The 16,998-nt window shown below is 40.9% G+C and carries 14 protein-coding genes; 10 read left to right on the top strand and 4 right to left on the bottom strand.

Annotation, left to right across the window (positions count from 1 at the left end):
• Positions 1 to 16 precede the first annotated feature (16 nt).
• Entirely contained in the window at positions 17 to 862 is an 846-nt protein-coding gene (locus TAO_RS06125; RefSeq protein ID WP_096527091.1) for an ATPase, read from the bottom strand.
• Between the two features lie 479 nt (positions 863 to 1,341).
• Here TAO_RS06125 and TAO_RS06120 point away from each other — a divergent pair, with 479 nt between their 5' ends.
• From TAO_RS06120 to TAO_RS06105, 4 genes are all read left to right on the top strand, one after another.
• Positions 1,342 to 3,738 carry a hypothetical protein gene (locus tag TAO_RS06120; RefSeq protein WP_096527090.1) on the top strand — a complete coding sequence of 799 codons (2,397 nt, stop codon included), beginning with the start codon at positions 1,342 to 1,344 and terminating at the stop codon, positions 3,736 to 3,738.
• A 562-nt stretch (positions 3,739 to 4,300) separates the two neighbouring features.
• Positions 4,301 to 5,407, top strand: coding sequence for an S-(hydroxymethyl)glutathione dehydrogenase/class III alcohol dehydrogenase (locus TAO_RS06115; RefSeq protein ID WP_096527089.1), 1,107 nt, complete (start codon positions 4,301 to 4,303; stop codon positions 5,405 to 5,407).
• Between the two features lie 14 nt (positions 5,408 to 5,421).
• Complete coding sequence (fghA, locus tag TAO_RS06110) at positions 5,422 to 6,267, top strand: S-formylglutathione hydrolase (protein WP_096527088.1); 846 nt, start codon at positions 5,422 to 5,424, stop codon at positions 6,265 to 6,267.
• A 437-nt stretch (positions 6,268 to 6,704) separates the two neighbouring features.
• Positions 6,705 to 7,166, top strand: coding sequence for a hypothetical protein (locus TAO_RS06105; RefSeq protein WP_096527087.1), 462 nt, complete (start codon positions 6,705 to 6,707; stop codon positions 7,164 to 7,166).
• A gap of 255 nt (positions 7,167 to 7,421) precedes the next feature.
• Here TAO_RS06105 and TAO_RS06100 read toward each other — a convergent pair whose 3' ends face one another.
• The gene (locus tag TAO_RS06100; protein WP_096527086.1) at positions 7,422 to 8,027 is read right to left on the bottom strand and encodes a MarR family winged helix-turn-helix transcriptional regulator; all 606 of its coding nucleotides are present in this window, start codon (positions 8,025 to 8,027) and stop codon (positions 7,422 to 7,424) included.
• Positions 8,028 to 8,318: 291 nt separating this feature from the next.
• Between TAO_RS06100 and TAO_RS06095 the strand changes: the two genes are divergently transcribed.
• Positions 8,319 to 8,735, top strand: coding sequence for a nitrosocyanin (locus TAO_RS06095; RefSeq protein WP_096527085.1), 417 nt, complete (start codon positions 8,319 to 8,321; stop codon positions 8,733 to 8,735).
• A 53-nt stretch (positions 8,736 to 8,788) separates the two neighbouring features.
• On the opposite strand, the gene TAO_RS06090 is transcribed toward TAO_RS06095, so the two are convergent.
• A complete protein-coding gene (locus TAO_RS06090) occupies positions 8,789 to 11,665 on the bottom strand; it encodes a valine--tRNA ligase (RefSeq protein WP_096527084.1) in 2,877 nt (958 codons plus the stop codon).
• A gap of 206 nt (positions 11,666 to 11,871) precedes the next feature.
• Between TAO_RS06090 and TAO_RS06085 the strand changes: the two genes are divergently transcribed.
• The 3 genes from TAO_RS06085 (at position 11,872) to TAO_RS06075 (ending at position 14,949) form a co-directional block, all read left to right on the top strand.
• Positions 11,872 to 12,246 carry a hypothetical protein gene (locus TAO_RS06085; protein ID WP_197702527.1) on the top strand — a complete coding sequence of 125 codons (375 nt, stop codon included), beginning with the start codon at positions 11,872 to 11,874 and terminating at the stop codon, positions 12,244 to 12,246.
• A 99-nt stretch (positions 12,247 to 12,345) separates the two neighbouring features.
• On the top strand, positions 12,346 to 14,265 hold the full coding sequence (locus TAO_RS06080; RefSeq protein ID WP_096527083.1) for a DCC1-like thiol-disulfide oxidoreductase family protein: 1,920 nt from the start codon (positions 12,346 to 12,348) through the stop codon (positions 14,263 to 14,265).
• A 33-nt stretch (positions 14,266 to 14,298) separates the two neighbouring features.
• A complete protein-coding gene (locus tag TAO_RS06075) occupies positions 14,299 to 14,949 on the top strand; it encodes a hypothetical protein (RefSeq protein WP_096527082.1) in 651 nt (216 codons plus the stop codon).
• A 31-nt stretch (positions 14,950 to 14,980) separates the two neighbouring features.
• Here the strand turns inward: TAO_RS06075 and TAO_RS06070 are convergent, their stop codons facing one another.
• Positions 14,981 to 15,829: a RibD family protein gene (locus TAO_RS06070; protein WP_096527081.1), complete on the bottom strand. Its 849-nt coding sequence runs from the start codon at positions 15,827 to 15,829 to the stop codon at positions 14,981 to 14,983.
• 63 nt (positions 15,830 to 15,892) lie between these two features.
• Between TAO_RS06070 and TAO_RS06065 the strand changes: the two genes are divergently transcribed.
• Positions 15,893 to 16,099, top strand: coding sequence for a hypothetical protein (locus tag TAO_RS06065; RefSeq protein WP_096527080.1), 207 nt, complete (start codon positions 15,893 to 15,895; stop codon positions 16,097 to 16,099).
• A gap of 34 nt (positions 16,100 to 16,133) precedes the next feature.
• Entirely contained in the window at positions 16,134 to 16,985 is an 852-nt protein-coding gene (locus TAO_RS06060) for a DUF4743 domain-containing protein (RefSeq protein WP_096527079.1), read from the top strand.
• Positions 16,986 to 16,998 lie beyond the last annotated feature (13 nt).

Here is a 16,998-nt window from a genome sequence, read left to right as displayed (position 1 = left end):
ATGATGTAATGTGTTACTAGGACTGTCTATCTATAGCTGATTCTAGCAAATGAAGAAAATCAGCCTCATTTTTTACCTGCCTAAGCTCATCGGTGGTAATAATATACCCGTTCTTATCAGCAATGGTTTGATAACGTGGCAGGCGAGAATAGAAGAGTCGAGGAAATACCCAGCGGACAAACTCATCAGGATCGATTAAAGCAATATAGGGCAGCTTTTTCTCCTGACTATAAAGTGCAAGCTGCTCATCCAAAAAATCTTCACGGTAATATAATGGTTTAGGATCTTCTTCTGCCCTCCGAATCAGCTCTTGTTCATCTTTTTCAGTAGCTTTCAGATAAAGGATCAAAGTATGCTGCGCCAGCATATTCAGTACATCTGGATCATCTAACTCAGAAATGCTTCCACCGGCATCATTAACGAAATGGGGGTAGCCATAGATTTTTTGTGCTTTATAAATAAACGCAGGTATATCTTTCATCGCTGCAATTTCTGCTTGTCGATGTAATTCTTGACGGCGCTTAAATTCTTTTAATCCTAATCCTCCTTGCTCTGGATTTCCCAGTTTACCTAAAAAACTAGATACTGGCTTTAAGTTATTGAACGTAATGTTATTGCGGATATAAATTGAATCCGACCGTAGCATGTCCCGTAAGAAAGGAATTTGCATGGTCTGCTGCTTGATGTTATCAAGGATAGACTCATCTAAGTAACGAGTACCAATACGGTAGTCTCCAGAATAATGAAACCAATTATGTTTGCGTAGCATATAGGCTAGGCGTGTCTTACCCACGCCTGACATGCCTAAAAGAGTAATGCATTTATTTTCCCAGTCTCTAAATTCTTTAATACTAAATTTCATATAAAGCCTTAGGGGCAATAATTTTTATCGTACGGTTAAATAAAGTAAGGACGTTAAAACTAACTAGTAGTCTCTTATAGAAAACCTAGTGGGATAACGTTTATTAATGTTTTTTAAGTAAACTAATTGAATTTATATAAGATCAACAATAGAGGGGGTTTTTAGTATTTTTTTATAGCAATAAATATACGCTAGTGTTTTATTTTTTGTAAGGTAGATAAAAGAGCAGGATGAATGCCTATTAGAAATTAAATAAAAATTAAGAGATGACAACATAAGATCTAAGAAATATTTATAGCACTTCGCTATAAATAGTGAGTTTTGTGCACTCCGTCTCATAAAATATCCTAAATCTACTTATTTTATGCCCGCTACATTCATGTAGCTGCATTCATTCAAGTTATTTCTTTGTTTTAAGAAAACTTTAGAAGAACGGCTAACAGATAACCCCTAATTAATGATGTTGAGGTTAATAAGTTATGCTGAAGAAATTACTATTTATTTCAATTGGGTTAGCAATAAGCCCTGCTTACGCTGATCCAATAAGTACAGGCCCGTATCATGATCCGTCGAATTATACAGCGGGATGGACCTCAGGGGCTTATGCTAAGGTAGGCGATGGCCGTAACTGTATTATTTTCTTATTTGGTAACGCCACCTCAGGAGATCCAAATAATTCTGTTCGCTGCTTTGATTCAGCTACCGATACCTTTACTTATCTACAACAAGATAACGAAGGTTCAGGGCCCACCTTTGCGATAACGGGAAATGGAATTAACGATCGAGACAACCACTTAAGTCTAAGTATCCCTGGTAGAGGGCTGGTGATTTTGGGAGGCGCTTATTTAAATGGCAAACCTAACCAGAATGGTTTCTTTGATTACGCTAGCCTCCAGTGGGTTGATATTAATACGGTGATGGGCGGGTTGTTTAAAGCGCCTGCCGGATTTAACTGGTCTGCCTTTAATCCAGCGATGGTCTGGAGTGAAGATCAAAACATGGGCTTTGTCTATGGTGGAGCGTTCAACGGTAGCCCGAGTAAATTTATTACGCTGATTCATCCCCAGTCTGATGGAACTTATAGCTTGGAGCCTGTAAATGGAGTGGCCAACACCGATGCCTGTGAAAACATGCGTAATAGCGCGGTAGCGGCGGGACAGTGGGTGTACATTGTGGGCGGGGTGTGTAATGAGGGAGGCGTATTGGTTGATAGCAAAAAGTTTAGAAGATTTAATTTAGTAACCCGGCAATGGGATGTGAGTCTTCCTAATCTACCGGTTAGCCGTTCCTATCCCCAAGTCACCTATGATCAAGGCACAGGAGACATTGTTGTCTATGGGGGCAATCCTACCACACTGGGATCCAATGCCAACTGGACGGGCACCAATAGTGTGTTTACTTGGAATATTCATAACCAGGGGCCTGCTTGGGTAGACATTACCGCCCAAGCCAATATGCCGGCGGTACGGATGCCGTTTGGGGCCTATGATCCGACGACAGAGAAGCACTGTTATCGGGGGGGGGCCTATTTTGATAGCAATGGAAATATTATCTCTGGAGGCTATAGTAGTAGTAATACTTGGTGCTTACAGTTGGCTGGTAATGTATCGGGGGGCAGTAGTGGTTCTGTACCGCCTACCTCACCGCCGGTAAATCCAGATCCTCCCCCGCCCCCTGTGACTCCGCCGGTAAGTCCGCCGGTAACTCCCCCCCCAAGTTCCTCTGGTGCACCGGCCCAGATTATTTCTGGAGAGATTAAAGTGACTGCCGTCCCGCAAGCGCTACCGCCGTTAAAAAGCAGCCTAAGCCCCTATGGAGCCGCTAAGCATATGCGCTTAACAGAACTGGGAGATGGCAAGCTGTATGTGGTGGCCGGTGACTGGGGTGGAGGAGATTATACCCCGTTTCCTTTTGGAGATAGCGTCGTTGCCCAAGATGGCCGACAAGATTTACACAGCTATGATGTCCTTGCGAACACTTGGAAAATAGAAGCCCATTACTGTGGTAACTCGACGGGCAACTATCCTAGGCATCCCGATGAAGTGGGCCAGCTATGGGATACGAAACGACAACGGATGTGGCTAGGGCCTGGGATTTGGTATCCCTACAATGACACCTGTAATCAAGGGGGGGGCTTTGGTATTCTCTCTTACTTTGACTTTATCAGCCGTCAATGGGTACAGCCGGAAGGCTTACCGGCAGAGCCGATGAAGACCATGCAAGCTCGACCAAGACCCTCTGCCCATGGGATTTATGATGCTCAAACGGATAAACTGATTTTCCTAGATGACCGTAGCGCCTACTACTTTGACCCCGATACCCAAACATGGGCCACCTATCCCCATACCTTTGGCTTGTTTGCCGATGGCACGGTAGCGCAGGTAGGCCGCTATATCTATATTACCAATGAGGCCAGCAGCATCATGAAAGGCTTTGGAGATGTCTATAGTTTATGGCGCTGGAATATTGATACCCATACCTTTGAGGAAATGGGATTGCTGCCTGATGACTTGCGCGATGGGAATGGGGATGATTGGGGAAGAGTGTACATGGCGGCCTTAGGCGATAAGATAGCCATGTATAAGCAGATGAATAATGGCGTATCAGGCAAGATAAACCAGTTTACGTATCCCTCTTCAGTGTACGTCTATGATGCCGCTAAAGATACTTACCAAAAGGTGGTGTGGGATGATCCCGCGACGACGTTAACCGATAAGATTAAAGGTAACACCATGACTTGGCATAGCTCGGGTTGGATGGTGCTCTTTGGCTGTGTGGGGGATGCCGGTTGTGATTATTTACATCCGATGACTCATATTGGGCTGGTGGATTTAAGACAGTTTGAGGGTACGGGGGAAAATATACCGAATAATTAGGTGGCTGCCTAAGGGTTTTTAAACAATATGAGAGCAGTAATTTAACTAATATTAAGCTAATTATCCAGCGGTTATATAATTTCGGCCGCTGGGTAATTTGTTTGTTTGGAGTTAACTGATTATGTGCCGCAATTATCAGCTTATTTGCATTCGCCGACCGAATATCCTACCCAGTTGTTCACTGCGTTTTTCTCGCCTCATCGAAGCCTTTGTCTTCACTTGATACCAAGTTATTTTTAGGTGTCTGCGCTTCTCCACAGGCTTTTACTTTCCGCGCTCCTCGCGGTAGTCTTAGATGGAAAGTCTATTCCATAATAGAAAAACACCGTAGTCAATATGTTTTATTGTGCCCTTGCGCTCGATGCTGAAGTAAATACGTAATCCCGCTAGGGGGCTGTCGCACACCCTTGCGCTCCTTCTTAAGCACATTCATTGATCTATTGTTTCGATCTAATATTACATTGGGAATGATAGATTATTAATTATTTTGACGGATTATTAAATGATTAGAATTTGAGTTTGCTACTGTGGATTCATATTCTATAGAAGGAGGTTATTTGACATGAAAACACGCGCTGCTGTGGCTTGGGAATCTGATCAATTGCTTACAATCGAAAATATTGATCTTACTGGCCCTAAGGCAGGTGAGGTCTTAGTTGAGATTAAAGCAACAGGAATCTGCCATACTGATTATTACACCCTATCAGGCGCTGACCCAGAGGGCTTATTTCCTGCTATCCTTGGTCATGAAGGTGCAGGTATAGTGGTTGATATTGGATCTGGGGTTAAATCGTTACGTAAAGGTGATCATGTCATTCCGCTTTATACGCCTGAGTGTCGTGAATGCAAATTCTGTTTATCTCAAAAAACTAATCTCTGCCAAGCTATTCGTAGTACTCAAGGACGTGGGCTGATGCCTGATGGTACTTCACGTTTTTCATTGAGTAATAAGCCTTTATTGCACTATATGGGTACCTCTACCTTTTCCAATTATATCGTGGTGCCGGAGATCGCCCTTGCAAAAATCCGTGAAGATGCCCCTTTTGATAAGGTTTGCTATATCGGTTGTGGGGTTACTACCGGTATTGGCGCTGTATTATTTACCGCTAAAGTAGAAGCAGGCGCTAATGTGGCTGTATTTGGTTTAGGAGGCATTGGCTTAAATGTCATTCAGGGCGCGAAAATGGTAGGGGCTGATAAAATTATAGGTATTGATATCAACCCCAGCCGCGAAGCGATGGCTCGCCAATTTGGCATAACAGATTTTATTAATGCAAGTGAGGTTGAAAATGTTGTAGATGCGATTGTGCAGCTTACAGATGGAGGTGTTGACTATAGCTTTGAATGTACAGGTAACACTAAAGTCATGCGCCAAGCATTAGAGTGCACCCACAAAGGCTGGGGGCGTAGCATTATTATTGGGGTTGCAGAAGCTGGTGCTGAAATTAGTACTCGTCCTTTCCAGTTAGTCACTGGCCGAAAATGGGAAGGATCGGCCTTTGGTGGTGCCCGAGGCCGTACTGATGTGCCTAAGATTGTCGATTGGTATATGGAAGGAAAGATTAATATCGATTCGCTCATTACCCATACCTTGAAATTAGAAGATATCAATGAAGGATTTCGGCTGATGAAAGCCGGTGAGTCGATACGTTCTGTAGTTATTTATTAACGGAGCACAGCAATATGGAATCGTTAGTAACTCGTAGTACACACACCTGTTTTGACGGCATTCAAGGTTATTATCAGCATGATTCGAGAATTATTGGCCTACCTATGGGTTTTTCGGTATATCAACCCCCTCAAGCACAGCATAGCTTAGTACCGGTGTTGTTTTTTTTGGCAGGACTTACCTGTACAGAAGAAACCTTTATGATTAAAGCAGGCGCTCAACGTTTAGCCGCTGAGTATGGATTGATGTTAGTTACAATGGATACCAGTCCACGCCAAACCGGCATTCCGGGTGAGGCTGATAGTTGGGATTTTGGCATAGGTGCTGGATTTTATCTCGATGCAACTCAACAGCCTTGGTCAAAATATTTTCGTATGGAGAGCTATATTACCCAAGAATTGCACGATATTATTTTAGCGCAATTTCCAGCGGACAAAGGCCATGTGGGTATTTTTGGCCACTCTATGGGCGGGCATGGTGCACTGACGCTTGCGTTACGCAACCCTGGACTTTATCAGTCCGTATCTGTATTTGCACCCATTGCTAACCCTATACGGAGTCCGTGGGGAGAGAGAGCATTTAGCCATTATTTAGGAGAAAAGAATCGTGAAAGCTGGCGAGGCTATGATGCTATCGCTTTAATTGAGGATGGCTACCGTCTGCCTACACCACTGATTGATCAAGGGTTAAATGATGAGTTTTTTACTGAATTACACTTAGATCGTTTTGAAATAGCCTGTAAAGCAGCGGGGCAATCAGTGATACTGCGTTACCATAAGGGCTATGATCATGGATATTACTTTGTGAGTACTTTTATAGCTGATCATCTGGCTTATCATCGAGATCTATTATCTAAGTGAGTCACAAATTTTTTGAACCATAACTGATATTTTGAATCTTAGTGTTAGTGTTATTAAAAATTTTTAACTAAATTGCGGAATTCTCCATGTATAACGAAGTTTAGATGGAGATGGATAGCACAGTAGTAAGCGGTGAGCTTGCTGATATTGGTGACAACTGACTCTATCAAGTCAGGGAAACCAAATTGGTTGATGCTATTTTTATGTTAGCCGATATAGTGGGACACAGTAGTGTATAAAGAGTTCCTGCATTGGGATAGTTGTCGGTGTTGAAAGGTACAAGCGGTAAGTTTGTACAGGTTGCAAAGACTCCACCACTTAGGTGAGTGGTGGGAGTATGTCAATTATTTGTAGACATTTAGAAGATATGAGCTACTATTATCCATGAGTACTCTATGCTCATGACTAGGCTCGAATAAATTATAGGAGGGCGGGATATGAATATGGAAGAAAAAGTTGTGAATTTAGGCAGAGAACTAGCTGAAATTAATCAACATATCACTCAATTAGAGACGCATATAAATAGTGGAATCCAGATTGGATCAGATCGAAGTGTAAATATAGAAGCAGGAATCGCTAGTTTAGAGAGAAGTCTGCCTGGGTTTATGGAGAAACTTACTGAACTAGAAGAAGTTTTAGCTAATGGGCATAAAGCACTCAAAAAAGAATTTCATCCTCATGTAGAAGATATTAAACTACGCCGATTGTATATTGAGGAGCGGCTTAGAAGAGTTAAATTAGTTCACGCCGAGTCGTGGTGGGATGAGGACTTTCGTGCAGGAATTTTAACAGTATTTGATAATCTTGGGGAACGAATTAATTCTTTTGGGAAGCGAATTAGCTCATTTTTTCACCATGATCACCCCGATCACCATGATCACGCTAATTTTGCTAAATAATTTTCATCGTTTGTAGGCTACTAAAAGGGTGCTCCCCGCTATAATCATATATATACTGCTGCTGTAGTAGCACTAGTACACTCTATCATAGTTATAGCGGGAGCCTCTTTTAATCTTTTTCAATCAGTATAGCTAGCGCTAAATTAAGAATCTATTGTTAGAATAACTAATAGTCCCTCATTTATGGAGGGTGATTTTTTTGAAGATATTATAATGTTAGCTGCTGAAATAGGAATAGATTAAGTGGATAGAAAGTTACTGATTTATTGTGAGATTCGAGCTGCGAGAAATAGGAGGAAAGGCATGGTCTCGGCAGATTTTTAGGGTTTCGTCAGATTCTAATAATTCTTGAGTTAATCCACAGCGGAAGTTATTTCTACCAACTATCCTAAGATATTGGCAAGTATGACACTGCCCAAAGGTTTGGTATTGATTCACTCTTTGGATATTATACAGTAATTGTTCGGCTACATGCTGCATAGCTTGTAGATCTGCGGTGTCTAAACCTTTGAAAATTTCTTCTTTATTAGGTAATGAGGTAAGATCCATATTCCTTGCTAAAGCTTTACCTTTTGGAGTAAGCACTAAGTGAACAAGGCGTTGATCCTTAGGGTCTGGTTCTTTTTGAAGATAACCATGCTGTTGTAATATCAGCAACGATTGGGAAATGCTGCCTTTTGTAGTACCAAAATAATCTGATACTGCTACGGGAGTATTGCTATATCGGTTACATTGGGCTAGATAACGTAGGACTTGGAGATGGGCGGGATGTAAGCTAAGCGCAGCTGCCGCTTTTCGTTCCTCTACTCGAATTAATGCTCCAACCCGTTCTATTAAATTAAATAGCTTTTGTTTGTCCATAATTAATCATACTTAAAAGCTTTTCTAGAATCGATACTTTCAGCGCCTAGTGCCTAATTAAAATAAGTGAGTGACCATACTACTTGATTTACGGAGAGTAGAAATATTGACATTGGTTATCTTCCTATTTAAAGTATCGACTCGAAACTAGATATAAAATATTAGTTGTAAATGGGGCTGCTCATAGTGAGTTTCTTATAGGTGTGGGTTTTTGCTCTAAGTATCTTGCATGCCGTTATATAAAATAACGGCGGTGTTATTCCATTAATAATGCGTAAAGGAAAATTAAGCATGAAAATAACCAAAGCGGTATTTATTGGTCTTCTTGGGATGTTATTAATAGGTACGGCTCAAGCAAAAGAACAAAGTTTTACGATAGTTATTGAAGCGATTGATACCAATATCCCAGAACTTAATGTTGAAGGGGTAACTGTTAAGAATATCCGTGCTTTTAATGTCCTAAATGAGCCTAATGATCTAGTTGTTGAGCAAGGGACTGCGGTAAAGATTACCATAGAGAATAAATCCCCTATTAGTGAAGGATTCTCTATTGATGCCTATGGAATTCAACAAGTGATTAAAGCCGGAGAAACCAAAACTGTTAGCTTTAATGCTAACAAAGCGGGGGCTTTTACTATTTGGTGCCAGCTTCATCCAAAAAATATCCACCTTCCTGGAAGCTTAAACGTAGTAATTGATGCTAACTAAGATATTATATGTATGGGAGCAGCGAGGATTTTCTTGCTGCTCTCTTTTTTTATTTACAAAACTGCTATTTTGGCTCGCTGTTGCTGCATTACACTTAGCGCAGTAGCTACTTCTTGGGCTTTTAACTGCTCTTTTTCCACAATTTCGGTTGGTGCACGCTCTGTATAATCAGGATTGGCGAGTTTATTTTGTAGCCGTTCTAAATCCTTACGCAGTTTTTGTATCTCCCGATCTAGACGTTTAAGTTCTGCTTCGGTATCAATAAGCCCAGCTAAAGGGATAAGGATTTCAAGTTTGCCTACTAGAGCTGTTGCTGCTGGAGGGGGTTGCTCGTTATTAAGCCAATGAATAGAGTCGATTTTAGCCAGTGTAGCTAAAAACTCACGGTTAGCTTCTAATCGCTTTTGATCATCGCTTGTGCCTGCTTGTAATAACAGGGGAACTGGCTTATTTGGTGGAATATTCATTTGAGAGCGGATAGAGCGCACTCCGCTGACAAAAGCAATAATCCATTCTATTTCGTTAATAGCCGTTTGGTCTATGTTTTCGATTTCAAAAAGAGGGTAAGGCTGTAACATGATAGTTTTTCCCTCTCGGCCTGCAAGAGGTGCTATCTGCTGCCAAATTTCTTCTGTAATAAAGGGGATAATAGGGTGGGCAAGACGCAATAAAGTTTCTAATACTTGTATCAGGGTATGACTGGTACCTCTCTTAGCAGCTATGGAAATAGCTGGATTGTTAAGTATCGGTTTTGAAAATTCTAGATACCAATCGCAATATTCGTTCCAAGTAAAACTATAAAGCACTTGGGCAGCTCGATCAAAGCGGTAACTCTTAATACCTTCGGTAACTTGGCGAATAGTTTCCTGAAGACGAGAAAGTATCCAGCGTTCTGGAGTGCCTAAAATTATAATTTTCCCTACTTGGCTTAGATTTTCTTCCTCATCATTACTTTGTTGCATTTCTGGAGAAACATTCATCATCACATAGCGGGCTGCGTTCCAAAGTTTATTGCAAAAATTACGATAGCCCTCAATACGTCCTAGATCAAAACGAATATCTCGCCCGCCAGTGGCGAGAATAGCAAAAGTAAAACGTAAAGCATCGCAACCAAAGGCAGAAATTCCTTGGGGAAATTCCTTACGAGTGGCTTTCTCAATACGCTTGGCTAAGGCGGGTTGCATTAACCCAGCGGTTCGTTTAGTGACTAAAGATTCCAAATCAATACCATCAATCAAATCCAACGGATCAAGTACATTGCCTTTGGATTTAGACATTTTCTGTCCTTCTGAATCCCGAATGAGGCCATGAATATAGACTTCGTGAAAGGGTATCTTTCCAGTAAATTTAAGGCTCATCATAATCATTCGAGCCACCCAGAAGAAGATAATGTCAAATCCGGTAACCAGTACACTGGTAGGATAGAAAGTTTGCAGCTGGGGGGTATTTTTTGGCCATCCTAAGGTAGAAAAAGGCCATAGCGCAGAAGAAAACCAAGTGTCCAGAACATCTGCATCTTGTTCTAATTGGAGATTGCTGGGTAAGTTATATTTTTGGCGAGCTTGATCTTCTGTAGGGGCTACATAAATTTTTCCTTTAGCATCATACCAAGCCGGAATTCGATGCCCCCACCAAATCTGGCGAGAGATACACCAATCCTGAATGTTATGCATCCAGTCAAAATAAATCTTGTTCCAATTCTCTGGAACAAAGCGAATCTCACCATTTTCTACTGCTTTAATAGCTGATTTGGCGAGGAGATTAGTTTTCACAAACCATTGATTAGTTAGATAAGGTTCAATCACGGCCCGAGAGCGATCTCCCCGTGGCACCATGAGTTTATGGGTTTCTTTTTTTTCCAGTAAATTGGCTTGTTCTAGATCAGCTATTATTCTCTCCCGAGCTTTAAAGCGATCTAGACCTCGGTATTTTTCAGGAATAAGTTTATAGACAGCTAAATGCTCTTTTTTGCTAAAGTCACTAAGAGTTATATCTTCAGATGCGCAGGATTTTATCCGGGCATCGAGAGTAAAAATATTGATTAAGCCACTATGTGGCTGAGAAGCTAATTTTTGTTTATGCTGCTGCCAAACTTCGTAATCATTGAAATCATGGGCAGGGGTAATTTTTACACAACCGCTGCCAAACGCGGGATCTACATAAGTATCGGCAATGATAGGAATAGTTCTATCTGTTAATGGAAGTTCTACCTCTTTACCAATAAGCTGTTGGTAGCGAGAATCTTCTGGATGAACTGCTACCGCAGCGTCTCCTAGCATAGTTTCCGGCCGAGTAGTGGCCACTACCAGATATCCACTACCATCGGTCAGAGGGTAGCGTAGATGCCAAAGGTAGCTATTTTCTTCTTCCGAGATAACCTCTAGATCTGAAATAGCAGTATGCAGTATGGGGTCCCAGTTCACCAGACGCTGACCCCTGTAGATCAGTTCTTCATCAAATAGACGAATAAAAACCTCAGTGACAGCTTGGGATAACTCTTCATCCATGGTAAAGCGCTCCTGAGTCCAATCCACAGAGGCACCCATACGGCGAAGCTGATGGGTAATGGTGCCTCCTGAATGTTCTTTCCATTCCCAGATTTTTTGGATAAAAGATTCGCGACCTAAATCATGGCGGTTTTTATTTTGAGCATTGAGTTGCCGCTCTACTACCATTTGTGTCGCAATTCCAGCATGATCGGTTCCTACCTGCCATAGGGTTTTATCCCCGCACATTCGATGATACCGAATGAGAGCATCCATAATAGTATCTTGAAAGGCATGCCCCATATGAAGGTGACCCGTTACGTTAGGCGGAGGAATCATAATACAGTAAGGGGAGTGATCTCCTCGGGGGGCGAAATAACCTCGTTGCTCCCAGATCTGATACCAGTGTTGCTCAATGGTTTGTGGGTTATAGTTTTTATCCATGAAAGTTGTAAAGTCGTTTAATTGTCAAAAAATCAGGGGAAATAATACTTTATTATACTTGCGTAAATATAGACCAGGCACTGGATAAATCAGCGATGAACTTAAGTTTAGGTTTCTAGGCTTATTCAATCGTTAGTACCAAGTAATAATCATCAATGTAAAATTTAAATTACTCTAGAAAGAACCTCTATAAAATCTATAGTGCTATGGAAAATCAATCACCCGTTTATACCATTCCTCTAAGCTTTAGGAAGTTGGAAAATCTTCATATTTTATTTTGGTTACTTAAAGATATTAGCTGGTGTTTTATCTGGAAACCTCTAGGGGTTGCCGTAATTTTTCCGACATTGATCATAGCTATTGTGATCGCTTTTCATACTAGAAAGATAGTTTCAGAGCTGTGCCACAATGTGGCTATCGTGTTATGGATTAGTGCTGATTCTTATTGGATGGTAGTGGAATTTCTTGGAGTGGATACTCAGATCATCGTTTATTCCATCACCTATAAGGATCTAGCTATCGTACCTTTTTCTGTAGGTATATTGATACTCGTTTATTATTATTTATATCTAAATTCTTAGGGATTGAATTAACAATTTATTTGCTTTTTGAGCAAAGAATTTATTCTAAAATTATTTTTTATTTCCCCTAATAAAGCTCACCGGCGTTAATATGCGTTTATGTATCAGCAAATTTTAAATCTTGTTCAAAGAGGTCTTGATAAACAAGTTCCAACAATAGGGCTAGGTATCTTTCGTATTTTCTTTGGTTTAGTTATTTTTCAGGAAATTATTTTTCTTTATTACTTTCGTGCCCTGATTTTTGATCCTACGCCTACAATCGATACTGCCTCTCCCACTATTCATTTTGTCCTTATCCTATGGGTCATTAATACTCTTTTTTTCATTGTAGGTTATAACACGCGCCTTGCTGCTGTTATAAATTATTTTTTTTGGCTTATTTTTACCATATTTACCCCCCTGTGGCGGGATTTTGATGGGGGTTTCGATCAACTTATGATCGGATCAGGGTTGCTTTTGATCTTTTTACCTATAGAAAGATCCTTATCTTTGGATAGTCTTAAACTAAAACTTAAATTTTTAAGATTAGGGCAACACTACAACCCTCCTAGTACTACCTCCGTGCTGAGTTATTATCTGCCGCTAGCTATCTCGTTAGGGTTAATGTACTTGGATTCAGATGCGCATAAGCTGTTTGCTGAGCAGTGGCAAAATGGTTTGGGATCATGGCTACCCGCTACCATGCCCTATTATATTTCGGCGATAGATATGAGCTGGGTTTTAAATGATGAAATCTTACAAAAAATAATGGGCTACTCAGTCATTATTTTTGAATTTATTTTTATTTTTACGTTTTATTTCCGCTTCTTTCGCATTCCGCTGCTGATTTATGGATGCTTACTTCATCTAGGGATTATTTTATTCCTTAATATTTATCCCTTTGGCTTTGCCATGTTAGTGCATTATTTTTTGCTGGTTCCTTTCTCTTGGTGGAGAAAGCTCAAGGAAGGCTTTCAGCTTAAAGCACCCTTGTTAACTGTGCTATATGATGAACAATGCCCTTTATGTAATCGTATGGTAATTATCATAGAGCACTTTGATCTGCTTAAAGCCATTAGCTTTAAAGGCTTACAAACGTATGCAAGAAAATACCCTGAAGTTAATCATCTCTCCGATGAACAATTATTAAAGGATCTCTATGCGCTTGATGGGCAAGGCCAGCTATATTTTGGCATCGATACTTATATCCAGATCCTGCTAAAAATAAAATATACCGCTTTATTGGGATTAATACTGAAAACGCCAGGGATATACCATTGGGGAAAAAGAATTTACCGCAAGATAGCCGATCAACGTGCTCGAATAGCCTGTGATGATCATTGCGCTATGCCATTGGAAAAAGATCAAGACGAGAAATATAGCGTTATAACCCTCTGTCAGCACTGGGCAGGGACTCCCCAGCAGCGTGCTAATCGTATTGCTAAATTTATAATATTGATCTTAGTGCTGCAGCTAAATAGCACCATTCACTATGGGATACTTTATCGCCTGAATATCCATCCAAAGGGGGAGCTTAGCCAGCTCTTATACCAAATAAGTGATGGGATATTGTCTTTATCGGATGTATTTTTAGGCATAGTGCCCCATGCGCTTTATTTGCATGATCATTTTCAGGGCTATAATCATATTCTGGGGATAACCTATAGAGATAAAAAAGGGCAAGAGCAATGGCTACCGTTTATCAATCAAGAAGGGCGGCTTATTGCGCCCAATTGGGGCAGAGTTCAATCCATGTGGGCTAATGTGGCGGTGACTCCCCAGATAGATAAACCTCGACTCTATAAATTTGTCAAAAAAATTACCGCCTTTTGGGGAACGAAAGTAGGGCTTAATTTACAGGAGGCTGTTTTTATAATTAAAGCCAAGAGAATAGAAGTTCCCCTAGATCACTGGGAAAAGGATTTGCGTCATAGAAATATCAATCAGCCTTGGGTGGATATTGGAAAAGTCATTTGGGCGGATAAAGTAATGCATATAGAGTTGGCGCCAGGAGTGAATATTGAATCGTTATCGTTATAAAGATGAACGGTTTATTAACTAGGAGATCCTAGCATGAAGCAAATAATTATTTTAATACTGTTGTCGTTAATGCTATGTTTAAAGACGACGATAAGTTCAGGTACTGAGAAACTATTGCCTTCTGAAGTGGCTGCAAAGTTTTGGGAGGCAAAAAAAACAAATGATATAGCGACTATTCGCCAATATATTGCTGGTAAATCTTTAACAGAGGATGATTTAGCAAACCCTTCCTTACCCATATCTGAGTTTAAAATAGGTAGAACGATTATTGAAAGTGAGCAAGCTAAGGTAAAAACCGATGTTGTCTTAATGGGGCAAAATGATAGCCCAATGACCATTTCTGCAGAGACATTGCTTATCAATGAAGAGAATCAATGGAAGGTACTTTATGAAGAGACGGTTGAAACGATTGCTCAAGCAGGTGAAGTAACCGGTATTTTACATAGTCTTCAGGAACTTAATAGAGCTTTTTCAAAAAAACTTGGTGAATCTGCGGGTATGTTGCAGCAGTCATTACCTATGGTTGAGGATCGCCTAAAAGAAATTAAAGAAAAGCTCAAAACCCAAATACCTAGTATCCAAGATCGCCTTAAGGGTATCACTAAAGAGTTAGATGATTTATTCAATGTTTTACGGCAAGCGCTACCTCCTGAAAATGAAAATGAAAAAGCAAAATCAATATAGAATGCTAATAGAATTTTTAGCTATAAATTAATTAACATCCGACAACATCATAAACAGCAAAACATTGGTTTATTTTTTCCTCAGCGACTATATCGTAGTAAAGCGAATTCAGACTAAAATTTACAGGCGATCCTAGCTGTTTTCCCGTAAATAAAGTATCAAAAGATTCACCGCCTAAAATTTTAAGCGCGTGGGTTAAATAAAGGCGGTTCAGCATCTTATCCATGAGCAAAGTATTTAAAATCTTGGGGCCAGCGACCATATAGATAGTGGTGAGTCCTGCTTGCCCCAGCGCGATAATTAATTCGCGACCTTGTACTACTTCGTTACCGGCAAAGAGGAGGCGTATCCCTTTGGCTTCAATTTCTTTTATTTTCAAGGGATGAGCGCTAGCGCTTGTCGCCACATAAATGATACGTTTGGAGTCCAACAATGCATTTGGAATAGGGATATCTAGGCTATTGCTGACAATAACGATAGCCGGTTGCGGTGATAAGCCTTGTAATCGTCGCCATGCTATGAGATCGGCATATTCTGGTTTTTCACTGATGGGAAGGATATCTTGAGCTTCATCATCGGCGAGCTGGCGGATATAGCGGCCACTGGTAATAATCACATCTGCTTGAGCGGCGAGTTCTTGAAATAAACGCCAGTCACGGGGGTTAGCAATAGCCCTTGGAACAATAGGAGTCTTTTTTTCTGGGTGAGCTAGGGAGATTCGGCCATCTAAGCTGGTGATAAAATTAGTATAGACAAAGGGTCTTGTGTTTGTGCCTAGTCTTTGTAGCTCTTGATGTAAGTAAAGCCCTTTAAGCGCTACGGTCTCTGATGGCGCTGGGAAGAGCTTTAGCAGTCGATTATCTTGATTATCAATGTTCATAGTTGATTTTTAATAAATCTTTTCTAGACTTATAGAGGCTTCATTCAGGGATTAGAGGGAAAGATGACCACAAATAGAGATATTTTAAAGAATCTTTCTGATGAATTACAGCGATTAAAAATAGAATTAGATAAAGTAATTACAATAGCAACAGCCGACTACAAAAAAACCATAAAAAATAAACTCATGGAGGATATGGAGGATCAAAAGGAAAATAAGGTTACAAGCACTACCTATTCATACTCAAAGCGGGATAGTATTGCAAAATAAAAACAGGGGAAGGATATATCTTTAACTCCCAGTGATGAGTTACCTTAGCCACATTAAAGACTGCAATAATTGTCAGTTAGCAAATTTTCGCCCTTTTTACGTAGATGGGATAAGAGTAGGGCACCTTAAGCATGATTTTGCAGAAAGATTAAAATCGTGGCCCACGGTTTTCCAAGTTTCCCCCCAAGCTGTCCGGCTAGATCCTCATCTTTGTTCGCTTGCCGCTCGAACCCAAGCCATGAGAACCGTTGTAGAAATTTTAGTGGAACAGGGAGTCATTCCCCATTGGCATGGAGAATCTTATCCCGTCACCGGAACATCAAAAGCGCAGGTGCTATTTACCCTTGATCGGGGGGCTGCCTCTTATTTTGGGGTTCGGGCTTTTGGCCAGCACTTAAATGGTGTTGTCAATGACAACGGCCAGCTAAAAATGTGGATCGGGCGGCGATCCCGTAGCAAATGGAGTGATTCAGGAAAGCTGGATAACATGATAGCCGGTGGCTTGCCCTATGGGATTTCCCTTTCGGAGAACTTGATAAAGGAGGGCTGGGAAGAGGCCGCTATTCCCCCTGATCTTTGCGCCCAAGCCATACCCGTGGGTTATATTTCCTATTGTATGGAAACGCCCTTGGGCCTTAAACCGGATATCATGTACTGCTATGATTTAGAACTACCGGCTGATGTTATCCCTCAGTGCCAAGATGGGGAAGTAGAGGAATTTTATCTGTGGCCGGTGGAGAAGGTGGCCGCCTTAGTTCAAGATACCGAAGAATTTAAGAAAAATTGTAATTTAGTCATTATTGATTTTTTAATCCGACGGGGCTTTATTCCTCCGGATCATCCTGATTATCTTGAGATGGTCGCTGGCCTTAGAGTACCGCTCTAGCATAAAAATATAC

The organism is Candidatus Nitrosoglobus terrae, assembly GCF_002356115.1.
GTDB lineage: Bacteria > Pseudomonadota > Gammaproteobacteria > Nitrosococcales > Nitrosococcaceae > Nitrosoglobus > Nitrosoglobus terrae.
Note: the sequence above shows the minus strand (reverse complement) of the source record. Positions and strands in the feature narration are given on the sequence as shown.

Coding starts and splice junctions, on each gene's coding strand:
- TAO_RS06060 (WP_096527079.1), top strand. CDS start 16,134: ATGAGTTACCTTAGCCACATTAAAGACTGCAATAATTGTCAGTTAGCA.
- TAO_RS06085 (WP_197702527.1), top strand. CDS start 11,872: ATGGAAAATCAATCACCCGTTTATACCATTCCTCTAAGCTTTAGGAAG.
- TAO_RS06125 (WP_096527091.1), bottom strand. CDS start 862: ATGAAATTTAGTATTAAAGAATTTAGAGACTGGGAAAATAAATGCATT.
- TAO_RS06120 (WP_096527090.1), top strand. CDS start 1,342: ATGCTGAAGAAATTACTATTTATTTCAATTGGGTTAGCAATAAGCCCT.
- fghA (WP_096527088.1), top strand. CDS start 5,422: ATGGAATCGTTAGTAACTCGTAGTACACACACCTGTTTTGACGGCATT.
- TAO_RS06075 (WP_096527082.1), top strand. CDS start 14,299: ATGAAGCAAATAATTATTTTAATACTGTTGTCGTTAATGCTATGTTTA.
- TAO_RS06115 (WP_096527089.1), top strand. CDS start 4,301: ATGAAAACACGCGCTGCTGTGGCTTGGGAATCTGATCAATTGCTTACA.
- TAO_RS06070 (WP_096527081.1), bottom strand. CDS start 15,829: ATGAACATTGATAATCAAGATAATCGACTGCTAAAGCTCTTCCCAGCG.
- TAO_RS06090 (WP_096527084.1), bottom strand. CDS start 11,665: ATGGATAAAAACTATAACCCACAAACCATTGAGCAACACTGGTATCAG.
- TAO_RS06095 (WP_096527085.1), top strand. CDS start 8,319: ATGAAAATAACCAAAGCGGTATTTATTGGTCTTCTTGGGATGTTATTA.
- TAO_RS06100 (WP_096527086.1), bottom strand. CDS start 8,027: ATGGACAAACAAAAGCTATTTAATTTAATAGAACGGGTTGGAGCATTA.
- TAO_RS06065 (WP_096527080.1), top strand. CDS start 15,893: ATGACCACAAATAGAGATATTTTAAAGAATCTTTCTGATGAATTACAG.
- TAO_RS06105 (WP_096527087.1), top strand. CDS start 6,705: ATGAATATGGAAGAAAAAGTTGTGAATTTAGGCAGAGAACTAGCTGAA.
- TAO_RS06080 (WP_096527083.1), top strand. CDS start 12,346: ATGTATCAGCAAATTTTAAATCTTGTTCAAAGAGGTCTTGATAAACAA.